The 16,436-nt window shown below is 65.4% G+C and carries 20 protein-coding genes and 1 pseudogene; 6 read left to right on the forward strand and 15 right to left on the reverse strand.

What is annotated here, in order from left to right; translation table 11 throughout:
• Positions 1–516: pseudogene (locus GJ631_RS16775) on the forward strand (transcriptional regulator); the annotation flags it as partial.
• Here GJ631_RS16775 and GJ631_RS16780 read toward each other — a convergent pair.
• Positions 513–1,985 carry an FAD-dependent oxidoreductase gene (locus tag GJ631_RS16780; protein WP_156710256.1) on the reverse strand — a complete coding sequence of 491 codons (1,473 nt, stop codon included), beginning with the start codon at positions 1,983–1,985 and terminating at the stop codon, positions 513–515. The pseudogene GJ631_RS16775 and the gene GJ631_RS16780 overlap by 4 nt on opposite strands.
• 155 nt (positions 1,986–2,140) lie before the next feature.
• Between GJ631_RS16780 and GJ631_RS16785 the strand changes: the two genes are divergently transcribed.
• Positions 2,141–2,965, forward strand: a complete 825-nt coding sequence (locus GJ631_RS16785) for an aldo/keto reductase (protein ID WP_156710257.1) — start codon at positions 2,141–2,143, stop codon at positions 2,963–2,965.
• Between the two features lie 21 nt (positions 2,966–2,986).
• Here the strand turns inward: GJ631_RS16785 and GJ631_RS16790 are convergent, their stop codons facing one another.
• Positions 2,987–3,358, reverse strand: coding sequence for a 30S ribosomal protein S8e (locus GJ631_RS16790; protein WP_156710258.1), 372 nt, complete (start codon positions 3,356–3,358; stop codon positions 2,987–2,989).
• 100 nt (positions 3,359–3,458) lie between these two features.
• Positions 3,459–5,396, reverse strand: coding sequence for an aldehyde ferredoxin oxidoreductase family protein (locus GJ631_RS16795; RefSeq protein WP_156710259.1), 1,938 nt, complete (start codon positions 5,394–5,396; stop codon positions 3,459–3,461).
• Positions 5,397–5,543: 147 nt separating this feature from the next.
• On the opposite strand from GJ631_RS16795, the gene GJ631_RS16800 reads away from it, so the two are divergent.
• The 3 genes from GJ631_RS16800 to GJ631_RS16810 are packed head-to-tail and all read left to right on the forward strand — an operon-like array spanning position 5,544 to position 8,012.
• Positions 5,544–6,449: a GIDE domain-containing protein gene (locus GJ631_RS16800; RefSeq protein WP_156710260.1), complete on the forward strand. Its 906-nt coding sequence runs from the start codon at positions 5,544–5,546 to the stop codon at positions 6,447–6,449.
• Between the two features lie 43 nt (positions 6,450–6,492).
• Entirely contained in the window at positions 6,493–6,882 is a 390-nt protein-coding gene (locus GJ631_RS19295) for a VanZ family protein (RefSeq protein WP_156710261.1), read from the forward strand.
• A gap of 50 nt (positions 6,883–6,932) precedes the next feature.
• Entirely contained in the window at positions 6,933–8,012 is a 1,080-nt protein-coding gene (locus tag GJ631_RS16810) for an archaeosine biosynthesis radical SAM protein RaSEA (protein ID WP_156710262.1), read from the forward strand.
• On the opposite strand, the gene purQ is transcribed toward GJ631_RS16810, so the two are convergent.
• The 4 genes from purQ to GJ631_RS16830 form a co-directional block, all read right to left on the reverse strand.
• Positions 8,013–8,687, reverse strand: a complete 675-nt coding sequence (gene purQ / locus GJ631_RS16815) for a phosphoribosylformylglycinamidine synthase I (RefSeq protein WP_370518718.1) — start codon at positions 8,685–8,687, stop codon at positions 8,013–8,015.
• Positions 8,688–8,747: 60 nt separating this feature from the next.
• Positions 8,748–8,999 carry a phosphoribosylformylglycinamidine synthase subunit PurS gene (gene purS, locus GJ631_RS16820; protein WP_156710264.1) on the reverse strand — a complete coding sequence of 84 codons (252 nt, stop codon included), beginning with the start codon at positions 8,997–8,999 and terminating at the stop codon, positions 8,748–8,750.
• 76 nt (positions 9,000–9,075) lie between these two features.
• On the reverse strand, positions 9,076–9,243 hold the full coding sequence (locus GJ631_RS16825; protein ID WP_156710265.1) for a hypothetical protein: 168 nt from the start codon (positions 9,241–9,243) through the stop codon (positions 9,076–9,078).
• Positions 9,221–9,814 (reverse strand): hypothetical protein, encoded by a 594-nt coding sequence (locus tag GJ631_RS16830; RefSeq protein ID WP_156710266.1) that lies wholly within the window; start codon positions 9,812–9,814, stop codon positions 9,221–9,223. Before GJ631_RS16830 ends, GJ631_RS16825 begins: the two co-directional genes overlap by 23 nt.
• Before the next feature lie 121 nt (positions 9,815–9,935).
• Between GJ631_RS16830 and GJ631_RS16835 the strand changes: the two genes are divergently transcribed.
• Complete coding sequence (locus GJ631_RS16835; protein ID WP_370518719.1) at positions 9,936–10,895, forward strand: formyltetrahydrofolate deformylase; 960 nt, start codon at positions 9,936–9,938, stop codon at positions 10,893–10,895.
• Between the two features lie 193 nt (positions 10,896–11,088).
• Here the strand turns inward: GJ631_RS16835 and GJ631_RS16840 are convergent, their stop codons facing one another.
• The 8 genes from GJ631_RS16840 to GJ631_RS16875 all read right to left on the reverse strand — a co-directional run.
• Entirely contained in the window at positions 11,089–11,253 is a 165-nt protein-coding gene (locus GJ631_RS16840) for a hypothetical protein (RefSeq protein ID WP_156710267.1), read from the reverse strand.
• Between the two features lie 66 nt (positions 11,254–11,319).
• Positions 11,320–12,339 (reverse strand): phosphoribosylaminoimidazolesuccinocarboxamide synthase, encoded by a 1,020-nt coding sequence (locus tag GJ631_RS16845; RefSeq protein WP_156710268.1) that lies wholly within the window; start codon positions 12,337–12,339, stop codon positions 11,320–11,322.
• An 83-nt stretch (positions 12,340–12,422) separates the two neighbouring features.
• Positions 12,423–13,148, reverse strand: coding sequence for a nucleoside phosphorylase (locus GJ631_RS16850; protein WP_156710269.1), 726 nt, complete (start codon positions 13,146–13,148; stop codon positions 12,423–12,425).
• 80 nt (positions 13,149–13,228) lie between these two features.
• Positions 13,229–13,798 carry a type IV pilin N-terminal domain-containing protein gene (locus GJ631_RS16855; RefSeq protein ID WP_156710270.1) on the reverse strand — a complete coding sequence of 190 codons (570 nt, stop codon included), beginning with the start codon at positions 13,796–13,798 and terminating at the stop codon, positions 13,229–13,231.
• Between the two features lie 83 nt (positions 13,799–13,881).
• Complete coding sequence (locus tag GJ631_RS16860; protein ID WP_156710271.1) at positions 13,882–14,526, reverse strand: HAD family hydrolase; 645 nt, start codon at positions 14,524–14,526, stop codon at positions 13,882–13,884.
• A gap of 43 nt (positions 14,527–14,569) precedes the next feature.
• Positions 14,570–15,115: a hypothetical protein gene (locus tag GJ631_RS16865; RefSeq protein WP_156710272.1), complete on the reverse strand. Its 546-nt coding sequence runs from the start codon at positions 15,113–15,115 to the stop codon at positions 14,570–14,572.
• On the reverse strand, positions 15,112–15,954 hold the full coding sequence (locus GJ631_RS16870) for a carbohydrate kinase family protein (RefSeq protein ID WP_156710273.1): 843 nt from the start codon (positions 15,952–15,954) through the stop codon (positions 15,112–15,114). The genes GJ631_RS16865 and GJ631_RS16870 overlap by 4 nt, the downstream gene beginning before the upstream one ends.
• A gap of 45 nt (positions 15,955–15,999) precedes the next feature.
• A partial coding sequence (locus GJ631_RS16875; RefSeq protein ID WP_156710274.1) for a DUF63 family protein occupies positions 16,000–16,436 on the reverse strand: 437 nt, incomplete at its 5' end.

Genomic DNA, 16,436 nt, shown 5'->3' on the forward strand with positions numbered 1-16,436 from the left:
AATCGGCGTCGTTCGGCGAGTCGTCGAGGGCTGCTCGCCGTCGACGAGCGCCGCGGCGGCGACCGCGTCCGCCAACACGCCCGCGTCATCTCCGCCGGCTTCGAATCCGATGTCGTCTACGACCTCCGGGAGTACCCCGTCACGGTGTCTACCGACCGACTGTACGGCGCCATCGACGCCGAGGAGGTCGTCGCCGGCCGGGCCGACACCGTCGCCGGCCACACGGTCATCAACAGCGTCGAAGCCATCAAACGCCTCTCCAGCGAGGAGTTCTACCGCCTGTACGGCCAGTCGACGAACCGCGCGCTCGTGTTCACGAACGTCACGCGCGGGGAGTCGCCGCTGGTCGCGTTGCGGGTGGTCACGCCGACGCCGTCGGCGGTCGTCCTTCACGGTCTCAATGAGGAGGACCTCTGGGAACACGCCCCGGCACTCGCGCAAGCCGACGGCGTCTCGCTGGCGACGACGACGAAACCGCTCGAAGAACTGCTCGGTTCCCTGCGGGAGTTCCCCTAGTCGTCGGTCGAGGACGGAACCGCCGTCTGGCCCGCCTCGTCGTCGCTGTCAGCGCCGGCGTCGGCCGTCTCCGCTTCCTCGGTCGACTCGGCGGCCGCCTCGTCGGCGTGGGCTTCGGCCTCTTCGTCCGCCTCGGCCCGCGGGAAGTTGTCGATAGTCGCCGCCCGGAACGCTTCCTCGTCGAAGGTGTAGTCGCCGTCGAGGAACTCGACGACCTGTTCGGTGTCACGCATCGCGTTCTTCAGACACGTCGAGGCACCCGGCGAGGGCGTGATGTTGAAGATGATGTCCTCCTCGACGAGTTTCGCCTCGCCCATGTCGAGGGACTTCCGCTCGGTGTCGACGATTTGCGGGCGGACGCCGCCGTAACCCTCAGCGCGTTCGATGTCGTCGAGTTCGACGCCGGGGACGACCTTCTGGACGTTCGGCAGGAACGCCCGCTTGCCGACCTCCGGGATGTCGTAGACGAGGTTCCGGAGCACGTACGGCAACAGGACGCGGTCCGAAAGGATGTTCGCGTAACTCAACACGGAGGCGAGGCGAAGCCCGAACACGTCGAAGAAATCGCCCACCGTCGAGAACCGACCCCGCTCCAGCGTCGGCACCAACTTCGCCGTCGGGCCGAACCGCGTGACGCCGTCGTCGTGAACGTCGGCGTCGCCGTGGACCGCGGCGAAGGGCAGTTTCTTCATCTGGAGAGTGTACACTTTCCCGTTCAGGAGGTCGTCGGCGAGGAAGAAACTCCCCGCGACCGGCAGAAGCGAGAGGTGTTCGCCGTAGCCCATCTCCTGGGCGAACTGGAGGCTGTGAGACCCGGCGGCGACGACCGTCGCCTCGGATTCGAACCAGCCGTCGTCGGTCTCGACGAGGAAGCCCTCGTCGGTCTCGTTGATGTCCTCGACTTCGGTGCCGGTGTAGACGTCGACGCCGGCCTCCTCGCGGGCGGCCTCGACGAACGACTTCGTCGTCTGTCCGTAGTCGACGGTGTAGCCGTCCGGCGTCTGGAGGGCGAGCATCTCCTTGTCGGGGTCCCGACCCTCGACGACGGCCGGTTCGAGGTCACCGATTTCCTCGCGGCCGATGGCTCGCAGTTTCGGATAGAGGTCGCCGAAGCCCTCCTCGTAGTAGCGCTCTTCGAGTTCCTCGACTTCCTCGTCGCCGACGGCCAGCACCATCTTGCTCCGCTTGCTGTACATCTCCCGGTCGGGGTCGACCGCCTCGAGATACCCCGCGAGCAGCTCGGCGCCCTCCTTTACTTCCTCGGCCTTCTTGAGGGTGTAGTTGGTCTCGATGTCCCCGAAGTGAAGCGTCTGGGAGTTGTTGGTGTGATGGGAGTTGATGGCCGCGAGGTCCTCTTCCTTTTCGAGAAGCGCGACGCGCTCTACGTCCGTGAACTTCGAGACGGTGTACAGCAACGATGCCCCGCTGATTCCGCCGCCGACGATGAGTAAGTCGTATTCTTCTGGCATAGGTGGTCCTCGTGTTGGTCGTTGTCGTTTGGTGTGAGTGATGTCTCCCACTTAATCCTCCCCGTACGTCCCCGCGCATGCGTGTGATTTTCACACACTTACGGAGCGTGCGCGGAGGGCCGCATCTATACAACCACGGCGGCCGTACGACCAGTATGGATTTCACGACCGTTCAGGGCGTCGACGTCCCCGCCGTCGGCCTCGGGACGTGGCGACTCACCGGCGAGAGTTGTCGAGAGGCGGTCCACACCGCCCTCGACGTCGGCTATCGCCACATCGACACCGCTCAGGCCTACGGCAACGAACGGCAGGTCGGCAACGCCCTCCGGGACAGCAACGTCGACCGCGACGAGGTGTTCCTCGCGACGAAACTGGAGACGAAGAATCGGGGCTACGACGACGTGCTCCGCTCGACCGAGGAGAGCCTCGCGAAACTCGGCACCGACTACGTCGATTTGCTGTTGATTCACCACCCAAACATCACCACGCCGCTTCGGGACACCCTCGCCGCGATGAACGAACTCGTCGACTCGGGGCGGGTTCGACACCTCGGCGTCTCGAACTTCGACGTCGACGGCCTCGACAACGCCCGCAGACTCTCCGAACACGGGATTCTCACGAATCAGGTCCAGTACAACCCCTACTGGAGCCAGGGTGAACTGCTCGATTACTGCCGGATTCACGACGTGCTGTTGACGGCGTACTCGCCGCTCGCTCACGGCGGCGTCCTCGAGGACCCGATTCTCGAAGACATCGGCACACGACACGACAAATCGCCTGCACAGGTGGCGATTCGCTGGCTGCTCCAACAGCCGAACGTCGTCACCGTGCCGAAGGCGACGAGTCGCGACCACCTCGAAGCGAACCTCGACGTGTTCGACTTCGAACTCAGCGACGCGGAGATGGACCGCATCCGCCAGCCCTCGAAACTCCGTGCGCTGTCGGGGATGGTGAAGTCGCGACTCCGGGAGTTGGCGTAGCCGGAAAGAAGCGTTCGGTCGCTACTCGACGAGAACGGCGTTGACCTGACCGTCCTGGCCGGGTCGGGAGGTGACGCGGGCGCGTCCCTCGGAGGTCTCGATGATGGCGCCCTTCGTGATGATGTTCCGTCGGACGTAGTTGGGGTTCGAGGGGTTCTCGACGACGTCCTCGATGTCGGCAGCGACGGCGCCGTCGTCGGTGGCGACGCTGGCGACGGTCTTGGCGATGGCGCGAACCTTCGTGTTCCCACCGTGGGTCTCGGCGACCTTCAGTTTCTCCTCACCGACACGGGTCTCCGTCGGGGAGGAACCCATCTCGTGTTTGCGCTTCTTGCGAACGGCGCGGCGTCGGCCGCCCGTCCGTTTCTTCGTGGACCGCGCGTGGCTCTTCATACCCTATCGGTGCCCTGCCGCGTACTTGAACCCCTCGGCTTGGCCTCGGTGAACGAGCCGACGGCTGCTCACACAGCAAAAGAAAGAACGAATCTCGGGGTTAGTCGTCGGCGGGAGCGGCCGAATCGCCGGTCGACACACCGGTTCCCGGCCCGATGTCGATGCCCAACTCCTCGAGTTTCTCGTCCGGGACGACGCCGTCGACCCAGCCGCGAACCTCGTAGTACTCCTCTTTCAGCTCGTCGAGTTCGACGAGGCTGCCCTCGACGCCACCCTGTCCGGGGACGGCGTCCTCGTGGCCCTCGACGAACCGGCCCGGCAGGTCGTCGTCGGACCCGTCGAAGCCGTTGAGGTTGTTGTAGTACCGTTCGAGGGTGTAGATGCGCTCGCCGGCCTGCATCAACTCCTCTTCGCCGACATCGAGACCCGTCATGCCGTTGTACTGCATGACGTACTCCTCGATGCCCTCCGCGAAGGCGTTGAACTTGCAGATATCGAACGAATCCGAAATCGAGTGCATGTCCTGGAACAGCACCGTCAACTCGCCTTTGCCTTCCCACTCGACGGGGTCGACCTTCTCGGGAATCCCCAGAATCTCCGCGGCCGGCGTGTAGCCGCGCAGGTGACACGCACCGCGGTTCGAGGTGGCGTACGCGATAGCCATCCCCTTCATACAGCGCGGGTCGTAGGCGGCCATCGTCTGACCCTTCACGGCGAGGGTGTTGTCGTGGGCGTCCCGACGCTCGGCGACACGGCGCGGTCCCTCGGCAAGCAGGTCCGGCAGGCCTTCCTCGCGCTCGGCGATGCGGCCAATCATCTCGACGATGGCCTCGGAGTCGCCCCAGTCGATGGTTTCGAGGTCGTCGAGTTTGTCCTCCTCGGACATCTCCATCGCCATCGCCATCATGTTGCCCGTCTCGATGGTGTCCATGCCGTAGTCGTTACAGCGCTGGAGCATCAGCGCGATTTCGTCGCGCTCGGTGTGACCGGAGTTCGGCCCGAGTGCCCACGCCGATTCGTACTCGTAGGACTCGGTGCGGACGTTCAGCTCCTCGCCTTTGTGCATCACGTCGACCTCGACTTCCTTCTTGCAGGCGACCGGACAGGAGTGACACGTCGGTTCGTCGACGAGGATGTTCTCCCGGACGTTCTCCCCGGAGACCTTCTCGGAATCGAAGTCTTCGCCGCCGTAGCCGTCGTTTCGGGCGTCGGCTGTCGAGGTGTACTTGCCGTTCTTCGACGGCAGGCCGGACATCTCCTCGGTGGCGTTCATCAGGACGTTCGTCCCGTACAGCGAGAGGCCACCCTCGTTGGGCGCGGTCACGTCGGATTCGGTGATGGCCTCCATGGCCTGTTTGTGGCCCTTCTTGAACGTCTCGGGGTCGGCCGGTTTCGGCATCTTCGTCGAGGACTTGACGACGACCGCTTTGAGGTTCTTCGACCCCATCACACAGCCGGTGCCACCGCGACCGGAGGCCCGGTCGTCCTCGTTCATGATGCAGGCGTACTTGACGCCGTTCTCGCCGGCCTGCCCGATGGCCATCGTCGAGAGGTTCTTGCCGTAGGACCCCTCGACCTCGTCTTCGAGTTCATCCATCGTTTCGTGGACGCCCCAGCCCCAGAGATGAGAGGCGTCCCGGAGTTCGACCTCGCCGTCCTCGACGACGGCGTATACGGGCGAGTCGGCCTTCCCCTCGAACAGCAGGCCGTCGAAGCCGGCCCATTTGAGACGGGCGCCGGACCACCCGCCGTGGTGGGAGTCCGTGACCGTACCCGTCAGCGGTGATTTGGTACAGATGGCGATGCGGCCGCTCATCGTCACCTGCGTGCCCGTCAGCGGGCCGTTCATGAACGCAAGCAGGTTCTCCGGACCTTCGGGGTCGACGTCCGGTCCCTGTTCGAAGACGTACTTGACACCCAGTCCGCGTGCGCCGATGTACTTCTCTGCGTCCTCTTGGTCGATGCTCTCGTAGTCGACGCTCCCCTCCGAGAGGTCGACCCGAGCTACGTTGTCGTGGAATCCGCCTAAATCTGTCATAGTAACGTGTTACACTTGCTAGTAGTTCGCAACCGGTGTAATACTTGCCACGAGGACATAACCACAATCGGTTACGCCTATTACATACTGTGGTTCCGGACGGCGTTTCCGGGGGAGTATTTTGTCAGTCGGAGTCCGACGGTGGGTATGGCCGCGCTGGTGGAGTGGTACGTGTTCGGTGTCGTCCTCCTGTTCGTCGCGGTGTTCGCCGCCGCGGGATACTACGACGCCGAGTCCAGCGGCGACCCCATCGAACAGCGGACCGGCACGCCGACGACGTGGTACATGACCGCGGGGTTCCTCGGCATCATTGCCGCCGGCATCATCGCTCTGTACGGCTCGCTGCCGGAGGGGTTCGGCGGCCGGGGTGATGCCTTCGCCCTGTTGGTACACGTCGCCCCGCTCGTCGTCGGCTGTGGCGCCCTCGCCGTCGCCGTCGACAACGGCCTCGTCGTCCTCCGACTGGTCCGTGCGAAGGCGGCCAACACCGATGATATCGTCCGTCAGGCGGGCACGAAACGAATCGCAGTTACGGGACTCGTCGAAGAGACACCCGGAACGTCGCCCGTGTTCGGCCGGGAGGCGGCTTGTTGGACGTGGTCGCTCGAACTCGGCTGGGAGGACCGCGACGTCGGCTGGCAGACCGACCAGGTCGGCTCCGGCGGGGTTCCCTTCGCTCTCGACGACGGCACGGGGGCGGTGACCGTCGACCCACGAGGAGCGCACATCGAGTTGTACGGCGGCCGCAGGCAGGTGTACGACGCCGACGACATCCAACCCGGCGAGATAGGCTCGAACCTCCGGTCGTCCATCGGCGGCGACCGATACAGATACGAGGAGGCCGTCGCCGCCGAGGGTCGAGAACTGACCGTCCTCGGCGAGGTCGATACGGGCGGAACGCTCGACGCCGACCGGGTTATCGACGCCGGTACGGACGACGTGACACTGCGTTATGCCGGCCGGAGCGGGTCTCTCACGGTCGTCGGCGTCCTCGCGGTGTATCTCGGCGTCCGCCTGACCGCCGCCTACTTCGGCACGCCGCTGCCCTTTTGAGTCGGACCGCACCGTTGAAGTCCGGGGCCGGACACCTACGGCCGTGCCCACTTCGTTGCCTCCCGCGCCGCGGTCGCTGCGGTACGTCGGCGTCCTCGCGTGTGCTGCCGTCATCCTCTATGCCTCGGTTCTGAACCCCGGCGAGGGCGCGCCGACGACGCTGTTCGGCGTCGGCGTGACGGTGTATCTCCACGTCCTCGCTTACGCGGGCTTTGCGGGCGCGGTCGGCTACGCGCTGTTGGCCGCCGACCGCCGGGCGCTTCTCGTCGCCGCCGGCGTCTCGGTGCTGTACGGTGCCGGCGTCGAAGTCGTCCAGAGCTTCCTCGCCTATCGGACGATGAGCGGCTTCGACGCGCTCGTCAACGCCGGCGGCGCGACCGTCGGGGCGGCGCTGTGGTGGCTGGTCGCGCCGTGGTTCGGTGCCGAGCGGTAGCCCCGCGCCACAGACGACACCGCTTTAGGCGCGCGTCGCTACGCCCGCCAATGAGTCAGCCGAGTCCCGACGCACACGAGCAAGGTCGGGGGATGGACGCACACAACGAGGTGATGCGGGAGATTCGGGGTCGCAACGACGCGACGTACGACCCCACCGAGCCGACGCGGGTGTGGCTCGACGAGGACAACACCCCCGACGGCGTCGTCCAGTCGCTCACCATCATCCTCAACACCGGCGGCTGTCGGTGGGCACGCGCCGGTGGGTGTACGATGTGTGGCTACGTCGCCGAAAGCGTCGAGGGCGGCAGCGTCGGCCACGAGAACCTGATGACCCAAATCCAGCACTGTCTGGACCACGAGGCCGAAAACGCCGAGGATGAAACGGCGGACCTCATCAAAATCTACACTTCCGGGTCGTTCCTCGACGAGCGGGAAGTGCCCGCCGAGACCCGCCGCGCTATCGCCGAAACGTTCGGCGACCGCGACCGCATCGTCGTCGAGTCCCTCCCCGATTTCGTCGACCGCGAGAAGTTGGGTGATTTCACCGAACAGGGGTTAGAAACCGACGTGGCTGTCGGCCTCGAAACCGCGACCGACCGCGTCCGCCACGACGCCGTCAACAAGTACTTCGACTTCTCGGAGTTCGAGGACGCCTGCGAGGAAGCGCGAGCAGCGGAAGCGGGCGTGAAAGCGTATCTCCTGATGAAGCCGCCGTTCCTCGCAGAACCCGACGCCGTCGAGGACATGAAACGCTCGATTCGGCGCTGTGCCGCCGTCGAGGGCTGTCACACCGTCTCGATGAACCCCTGTAACGTCCAGCGCTACACCATGGTCGAGGAGCTGTTCCACGACGGCGGCTACCGGCCGCCGTGGCTGTGGTCGGTGTGTGAGGTGCTGGAGTCGACCGCGGATGTGGACGCCATCGTCGTCTCCGACCCGGTCGGTCACGGGTCGGACCGCGGCCCGCACAACTGCGGGGAGTGCGACGACCTCGTTCAGCGCGCCATCAAGGATTTCGACCTCAGACAGGACCCCTCAGTGTTCGAGGAAGTGTCCTGTGAGTGTGAGGCGACCTGGGAGTACGTGATGCGCGAGGAGACGACGTACAACCAGCCGCTGGTTCGGTAGTTACTGAAAGCCGAGAAGGACGCCCTGTCCGTCAGTCGGGCCGATGTCGGGCAGCGACGCCCGCTCGGGGTGGGGCATCAACACGGCGACGTTGTCGTCGGCGCCGAGGACGCCAGCGACGTTCTCTTTCGACCCGTTCGGATTGGCCTCGTCGGTGACGTTGCCGTCGGCGTCGCAGTACCGGAACAGCACCCGGTCCTCGTCGTTCAGCGTTTCGAGGTGGTCGTCGGGGAGTTCGAAACGACCCTCCCCGTGGGCGATTGGCACCTCGATAACATCGCCTTCTTCGAAGGCCTCGGTCCACGGTGTCTCGGCGTTCTCGACGCGCAGGTGGACGGGTTCACACTGGAAGCGTGCGCTCCGATTGGTCGTGAACGCGCCGGGCGTCAACCCACCCTCGGAGCCGATTTGGGCGCCGTTGCAGACGCCGAGGACGGGCGTTCCCTCCTCGGCCGCCGCTCGAATTTCGTCCATGATGGGCGCTCGGGCGGCCATCGCACCGGCCCGGAGGTAGTCGCCGTAGGAGAACCCACCGGGAATGACGACCCCCGAGGCGTCCGCCGGGAGACCGTCGTCGTGCCAGACGATTTCGGCGTCGATGCCGAGATGCTCCAGCGCACGGAGGGCGTCGCGGTCGCAGTTCGACCCGCCGAAGCGGACGATGGCGACGGTCACAGCGACCACCTCGTGTGGGAGCAGAGCGTCGCCATCGGATTGAGAGAGACGGTCATCGAGTTATGCTTCGGCGACCTCGACCGTGTAGTCGTGGATGGTCGGGTTCGCCAGCAGGCGTTCGGCCATCTCGGTGGCGCGGGCCTCGGCGTCGGCGGCATCGGCGGCGTCGAGGTCGACCTCGAAGCGGTCGGCAGACCGGAGGTCCTCCAGTTCGAACCCGAGGCGTTCCAGTGCCTGTTGGGTCGTTTCGGCCTCGGGGTCGAGGACGCCCCGCTTCAGCCGGACGGTGACGGTCGCGGTGTAGGCGGTCATACGCGAAGGGGCGTGTTCGTGCGTGAAAACGGTTGTGTATCCGAACTGGTATGCACGTTCGTGTATCAAACACCGTTCATCGGGAGTCGGGGGCCGGATACTGCGAATCGATAACGTCGTTGACCTCGGAGGACCACTCCTCGTCGGAGTGGTGCTTTACGTACTCTGCCCACTGCTTGACGAACTCCCGACGCTGTTGGACGTTCGCACGCTGCTGTTCTCTAAGTTCTTCTAAGTTCGGCATAGCGGTCAGTAACCTCCAGTTCCTCGGTGTATGTTTCGAGCGTGTCGATATCAAGCTGTTCCCGAAACACCGTATACAAGTGGAGGGCGTCCTCGAAGTCCTTCTCGGTGCCAAGGAAGAGCTTGTACGCGATCTGCTGCTCTGGCGGACTGATATTGAGTTCGTGTCCGGCGACATCGGCGACGAGTGGGTCATCAAGAGCACGACGGTCGTACTCGTTTTTCGGGAACCAGAGTTCGAAGTTCGGTGTCATTCTGTCTCGTTCGGCGACTCGCATCCGCATACCGTCAGAGAGCATCTCGTAGAGGTCGTCCAGCGACATCGTCGCACCCCAGTAGCCCGCTTCGTCCAGACGCCTCGCCAGTTGCTCCGTCCGTGCTTCGGATAATGGTTCGATGACGGTATCGATATCCTCCGTCGCCCGAGACCGACCAGTCAGAATCGCGACGTACCCACTGACGACGACGTACCCCACACCTAGCTCGTCCATAATATCGACGATGTCGATGACGAACTCGTCGAGTGCCGAAAGCTCCTTGTCGATTCGGAGAACGCCGTTATCGAACTCCATCGGTTAGAGATGTATCGTCTTTGTATAAAAACAGACGGCCCGGAGCGCGGAACGTCGCCCTTTTGAGAACCCGCCCCTCAGGCGGTAGTATGACTGCCGCCACCACGCCGAGGTGTCGCCCGTGACCCGCGAGTACACCGAGATTACGGTCGTCGGCGACGACAAGACCGGACTCATCGCCCGCGTGACGACGCTGCTGTTCGAACGGGACATCAACATCGAGGACCTCGACCAGGCGGTCCGGGACGGGGTCTTCCGGATGACGATGCACGTCGACACCGCCGAGATGACGACCGAAAAAGAGGAACTCCGCGAGGCGCTCCACGACCTCGGCGACGACCTCGATATGGACATCCAGGTGCGGTTCCCGGCCGACCGCGAAACGAGGACCATCGCGGTGCTCGTGACGAAGGAGTCTCACTGTCTGGAGGCGCTGTTCGAGGCGTGGGCCGACGGGAAGCTGGGCGCCGAAATCAGCGTCATCGTCGGCAACCACGACGACCTCGAACCGCTGGCCGACCACTACGGTGTCGACTTCCACGACATCGGCGACGAGAAGGGCAACCCCGACGAGGCCGAACTGCTCGACATCCTGGCGGAGTACGACACCGACCTCATCGTGTTGGCCCGGTACATGCGCATCCTCAGCCCCAACGTCGTCTTCCGGTACGAGGACCGCATCATCAACATCCACCCCTCGCTTCTCCCGGCGTTTCCGGGCGCCGAAGCCTACCGCCAAGCCCGGGAGGAGGGCGTCCGCATCGCCGGCGTGACCGCCCACTACGTGACGACGGACTTAGACCAGGGGCCAATCATCACCCAGCGAGCGTTCAACGTTCCCGCGGGCGCCAGCGTCGATGAAATCGAGCGACGCGGCCAGCCGCTGGAAGCCGAGGCCCTGCTGGAAGCGGTGCAGTTGCACCTCGACAGCGCCATCTCGGTGTATCACGGCCGGACGGAGCTACGCGACGATGTCGACGCCGAAGGCTATCAGTTCGGGCTCCCGGGAGCGGTCGACGACCTGCTGGCCGACCGCCCCGTCGACGGCCTCGGCAGCGTCGTCTCCCGAAGCGAGGAGTAGAGAAGTCGATAGCTTTTTGTGTTTTAGGTTCGCCTAAAACGACAGCGCGAGTCGGTCGAGTGGTCCGACGCTCGCGCAGCGGACGGCACCGGTGACACCGTGGGCATCGACACAACCGGGCCGCGGGCGCCAGCCCGTCGACTCCGCGTCTGTCCCTTTCGACGTCACAAACCCGCGAGTTGTAGCGACGGCGTCAGGCGCCGTGACCGTTGCCGCTTTCGTTGTCCTCGATTTCTTCCGGCGGTTCGCGAATCTTTCCGTACGCCCAAATGAAGCTAAAGATGACCACGAGCGTCATGACGACACTCAGGACGACCACCGCCATCGCCGGGTCCGAAATCGTCTGTAGGGGGAACATAGCCGGCGGTTCTGCGTCGGAGAATAAAAACCTCGTGGGTTTTCCGCGATTGGAGTTTCAGCGGCCTCAGAGCGACCGAATCGTCTCGACGGCCTCCGACAGCGACGGCGCGTCGAACAGTTCTCGGCCGATGTAGGCGTTCGTGCCGGCGGTGTACATGTCCCGGACCGCGTCGACGACGTGGCCCGAAAGCGGTTCGGGGTCGCGTTCACACAGCTCGCGCCAGTCGGCGACGCCCTCGGCTTTCGCCTCCGCCTTGGCCGCGTCGACGGCCTCGACCCACTCCGGTTGGGTCCGCTTGTGGTACTGGCGGACGACCTCCTTCGAGAGCTGTTGGCCCTCGAAGGAAAAGCGGTTCTCGTCGAACGTGCCGACCACGTCGGCGACGCGAATCTCGCCGTCGAAGTACAGACACTCGATTTTGCCGTCCTCGTGTTTCAGTCCCGCCTCCGCAGCCTGCTCGGTCACGAGGTCGTTGACCTCCCGGGCGATGGCTTCGAGGCCGTCTACGTCTGCCTTCCCGGCGATGTAGTCGGCGTTGTCCCGGGTGAGATAGCGGTCGGACTCCTCGTACTTCGTCGAGAACTCGACGACCGGCTCCGGAAGGTCGACCGGCTCGTCGGGCCACTCGGCGTAATCGAGGCCGAACTCCTCGGGAGCGGCACGGCCGCGCAGCGACGACCCCACCGGCACCGTGTTCCGGAAGACGATTTCCAGCGGAATCAGGTAGTTCTCGCCGGCGGCCTCGTGGAATGCCGTGTAGTCGTACTCCCGCCCTTCGTGGGGGAGGTCCGGCACCTGTGTCAAATCGATGGCCATCTCCCGAGGCGGGGTGACGACATCCCCGAGTGGCACCACGTCGGCCCCGTTGACGACGCCGCGGTAGTGGGTCGGAATGCCCGCGGATTCGAGTAACTCGAAGTTCGCCGCACCCATCGCACACAGCGACGCGCCCTTGTTCGGAATCGAATCGGGCATCTTCCCCCAGTCGAACACCGAGTAGTCGTCGGTGAAGACGAAGGCACCGCGCCCGAGCGAGTCGGCACTCGCGGGCTCCTCGACGCGGAACTCCTTGACGCTGGTCATTACCGGAACCGAATTCGTGAAACCGGAAAGGCGTTTCCATCGCGGGTTCGAGCGCTCGGAGGCTCGACGAAACCCAACCGACGCTACAACTCGGTGACGGCGTCCAGCGCGATGCGGATGGCCCGGCCGACGTTGTCCTTTGCCTTCTCGGGCAGTTCCTCGTCGTCGGTTTCGCCCTTCTGGGTACCCTCGACGAGGTTGCCGTCGACGGTACAGATGGCCCCGGCGGCCAGCCCCTTCCGGCGGGCCAGCGTGAACAGCGCGGCGGCCTCCATCTCGACACACAGCAGGCCGGCGTCGTTCCACGCCTCGACGTAGGTTTGGGTTTCGGCGTAGAAGGCGTCGTCGGTGGCGATGGGCCCGACGTGGACCGGCGCCTGTCGGCGCTCGGCCGACTCGACCAGCGTCGACAGCGTCCCGTAGTCGGCGACGGCCGGAACTTCGACGGCCTCGTAGCGCTTCGTCGTTCCCTCGTCTTTGGCGGCGCCGGTGGCGACGACCATGTCGCCGATTTCGATGTCGGACTGGAGCGCGCCGGTGGTGCCGACCCGGATGAACGTCTCGACGCCGACGGCGGCGAGTTCCTCCACCGCAATTGCCGCCGACGGCGACCCGATTCCCGTCGAGCAGATGGTTAGGTCCCGCCCCTCGTAGGTGGCGTTTACGACCTTGTACTCGCGGTTCTCGGCGACGGTTTCGCTGTCGTCACACAAATCGGCGATGCGGTCGACGCGGCCGGGGTCGCCGGGGACGAGCGCGATGTCGGCGACATCGCCGTCCTCGACGAGGAGATGCGGCTGTTTTGCCATGTGACGGAGTCACCGCCGACGGTCAAAAGTCGGTCGGCATCGGGTCGCCACAGCGACGTGTCGACTGCCGGCCTCGGCGGCTACTCGACGAACCCCTTCGTATCGGGACCACGCCAGCACGTCAGTGTCTCCGGACCGCTTCCGTCCGTCTGCCAGACGACACAGACCTCCGCCTGCGAGAGGTCGAAGTCCTGGTTGCCGATGAATCCGACTCCGAGGCCACGTTGGAAATCGTCGGTCGTCACCGTAGTCGACTCACCCGCGACGACGGAGTCCACCCCGAAGAACGATGTCGATGACTTCCGCGAGGCGTCCGCTTCGTAATTGTACTGCTCATCGAGGTATCTGGCGCTGCGAATCCGAAGGTCGAGCCGTTCGCCGGCTATCGTATCACCCCGAACGTGAGTCACTGTGAGTTCGTCACCCGACCGTCTATCACCGGGCTGGTACTCGAAGTCGAAGACCGCCACCGGCGATGATTCTTCGGGTTGATTCCGGTCGTCGAGGACGAACGCGCCCGTACTGGCGGCGAGCACAAGGACAATACCGACAAGTAGGATTATTCCGATTGCCGGCGCGATTGCCCGGTTATCGTAGCCGGCGCTCTCCGTATCCTCAAGTCTCTTCGACGGCCGGAACCGCACCCCCATTCCTCACGAGGAGTACGCAAAGCCCGTATGTAAAACCACAGTCGACGGCGATGCCCCCTGCAAGAGGAAAATAAGACAGCTCCTCAGGGCCGCATCAGGGTCGGCATCTTCGCGAGGTCCGATGGGTTCGACACGCGGTGGTCGGCGAGGCCCTCGGCGTCGGCCGCATCGCCGACGAACACCGTCCGGTAGCCCCGTTCGGCGGCCGGTTGGATGTCGTAGTTCACGTTGTCACCGACCATGACGTAGTCGTCGGCGGGGACGGCGTCGGTGATGGCGTCGAACGGCGCGTCGTCGGGTTTGAACGCCTCCACGTCGTCGGCACACACCAGCGCGTCGATGTGGGCGTCCAGTCCCTTCTCGGCGAGTTTCCGGCGCTGGACTGGCCCGTAACCGTTCGTGACGACGCCGACGCGGTCGAGGGACGCCAGAAGGTCGCCGACGCCTTCGGGAACGTGTGTCGCCTCGATTTCGGCGTCGACGTAGGTGTCGGCGAACGATTCGGGGTCGATGTCCATGCCGGCATCGCGGGCGGCGCGGGCGGCACCGACGTAGGGGCTCTCCTCGAACTCGAGGAACGTCTCGACGTAACTCGGGGCGAGGGTGTCGACGGCCTCGGGCGTCGGCTCGACGCCGACCTCGGCGCAGGCGTTCCGGAAGATGCCCGGAACCTCCGGCTCGTAGGTGACGAGCGTCTTGTCGAGGTCGAAGAGGTAGCCGACGGTCATGCCATCGAGTAGGCGCTGTGGAACGTAAACCCCTTTCGCCGGTCTATACCGGCAGGAACCTGTAGGCGGCTGTTACAGCCGCGAACAGACAACCGCCGTAGACGACAGCCGAGACGGCCCACTGTCGGCGGACCGTTCCCGGGCGCGTCTCGTAGGCGGCGCCGCCGTACCGGGGGAAGACGACCCACGAGAAGAACCCATACAGGAAGGCGACGACGGCGGCGACGATGGCGAGTTCCGACGCCGTCGTCACGTTGGCGACGACGATTTCGGTTCGGATACCGACAGCGCCGCGGAGCCCTTCGTAGCCGACCAAAAGCACCTCGAAGGCGACGCCGGCGAGCATCCCTGCCGCGAGGTGGACGGCGTTCGCCGCCGACCACGAGACGCGCTCGGCAGGCCGTTGCCACACCGCACCCGCCGCGACGTAGGCGGGGACGTAGCCGTACGATTGCAGGCGCATTACGACGGTCATTCCGAGGGTGGCGAGCAGGCCCGTGAGCAAGGCGACGGCGAGACGAATGCTCAACGGCGGCGGAACCTCCCCGGGAACGTGCAGGGGAACTGCCAGCGTTGACGGCGAAATCATGCCATCACCGCCTCGATGCGCTCCCAAGAGAGGTCCGGTTTCGGGCCGCGCTCGCTGGCCGCGATGGCGCCGCAGGCGTTTGCGACCGCCAGCGCGCGCTCGGGGGAGTCGTCGTCGAGCCAAACGGTGAGAAAGCCGGCCGCGAAGGCATCGCCCGCGCCCGTCGAGTCGACCGAGGGCAGGTCGAATCCGGGATGTTCGAAGGTGCCGGCAGGACACCGGAGGACGGCGCCGTCGATGCCGCGTTTCGTCACCTGCGGAATCCCCTCGGCATCGATTTGGGCGGCCTCGGTGTCGGTGACGAAGAGGAGGTCACACCGGTCGAGGACGGCCCCGTAGTCGCAGTCGGCAAGCCGTCTCCCGGGGTCGAAACTGACGAAAACGCCGGCGTCGACGGCGAGTTCCGCCAGCCGTTCGGCCGTATCGGGTCGCTGGCTCGTCAGGTGGAGGGCGTCGGCGCCGTCGAGCAGTTCGGGCGACGCGTCGTCGGGGCCGAGCGCCTCGTTCGCGCCGTCGGTTCCGAGGACGGCGACCTCCCCCGACTCCTCGACGAGGACGTACTTCGTGGTCGTTTCGCTCCCCTCGACGACCCGAACGCGCGTGTCGACGCCGGCGGCTTCCAACTCGGCGAGCGCTCGCTCCCCGCAGTCGTCGTCGCCAACGCTGCCGAGCAGTCGCGGCTCACACGACAGCCCGGCGAAGGCGACGGCCGCGTTGGCCGCGCTGCCGCCGCCCGCCGCCGCCCGCTCGTGAATGCTGGCCTCCTCGTCGGGGCCGGGGAGCCGGTCGACGTGAAACGTCACGTCCCAGTTTACGTGTCCCGCACAGACCACTCGCATGCCCTCGACTCCGGGCCGGTCGGTGATAAATTCCCCAGCGACCGTTCAGACGAGCGCGAACAACACGAGGTTGTGTGCGCCCGGGCCGAGTCCGACGGCGGTGATGAGCGCCAAAAGCAGATACCCCTCGGTCGGGTCCTCGCGGACGTACTCCTCGAACAGCGCGACGATGCCCGCCGCGAGCAGGAGTTTCACGACGACGAACAGCCAGCCGGCACCGATGAGTTCGGCTGTCGGTAGCGCCTCGCCGGCGTGGATGATGATTCGCGACAGCGGCGTCTGTTCGCCGAACCCGAGGCGGTCGTAGCCGACCGCCGTCGAGATGCCGTCGAGAGCGTGGGCGAAGACGACGAGAACGCCGACCGAGCCGGTCGCCTCGACGGTGGCGACGCGCCGAAGACCGGCCCACACCGCGGCCGTGACGACGAGCGTCACGACGAGGATGGCCGCGGAGGCGTCGGGGGCGGCCACCGACGGAGGAG

It is taken from the genome of Natronomonas sp. CBA1123 (genome assembly GCF_009741925.1).
GTDB lineage: Archaea > Halobacteriota > Halobacteria > Halobacteriales > Haloarculaceae > Natronomonas.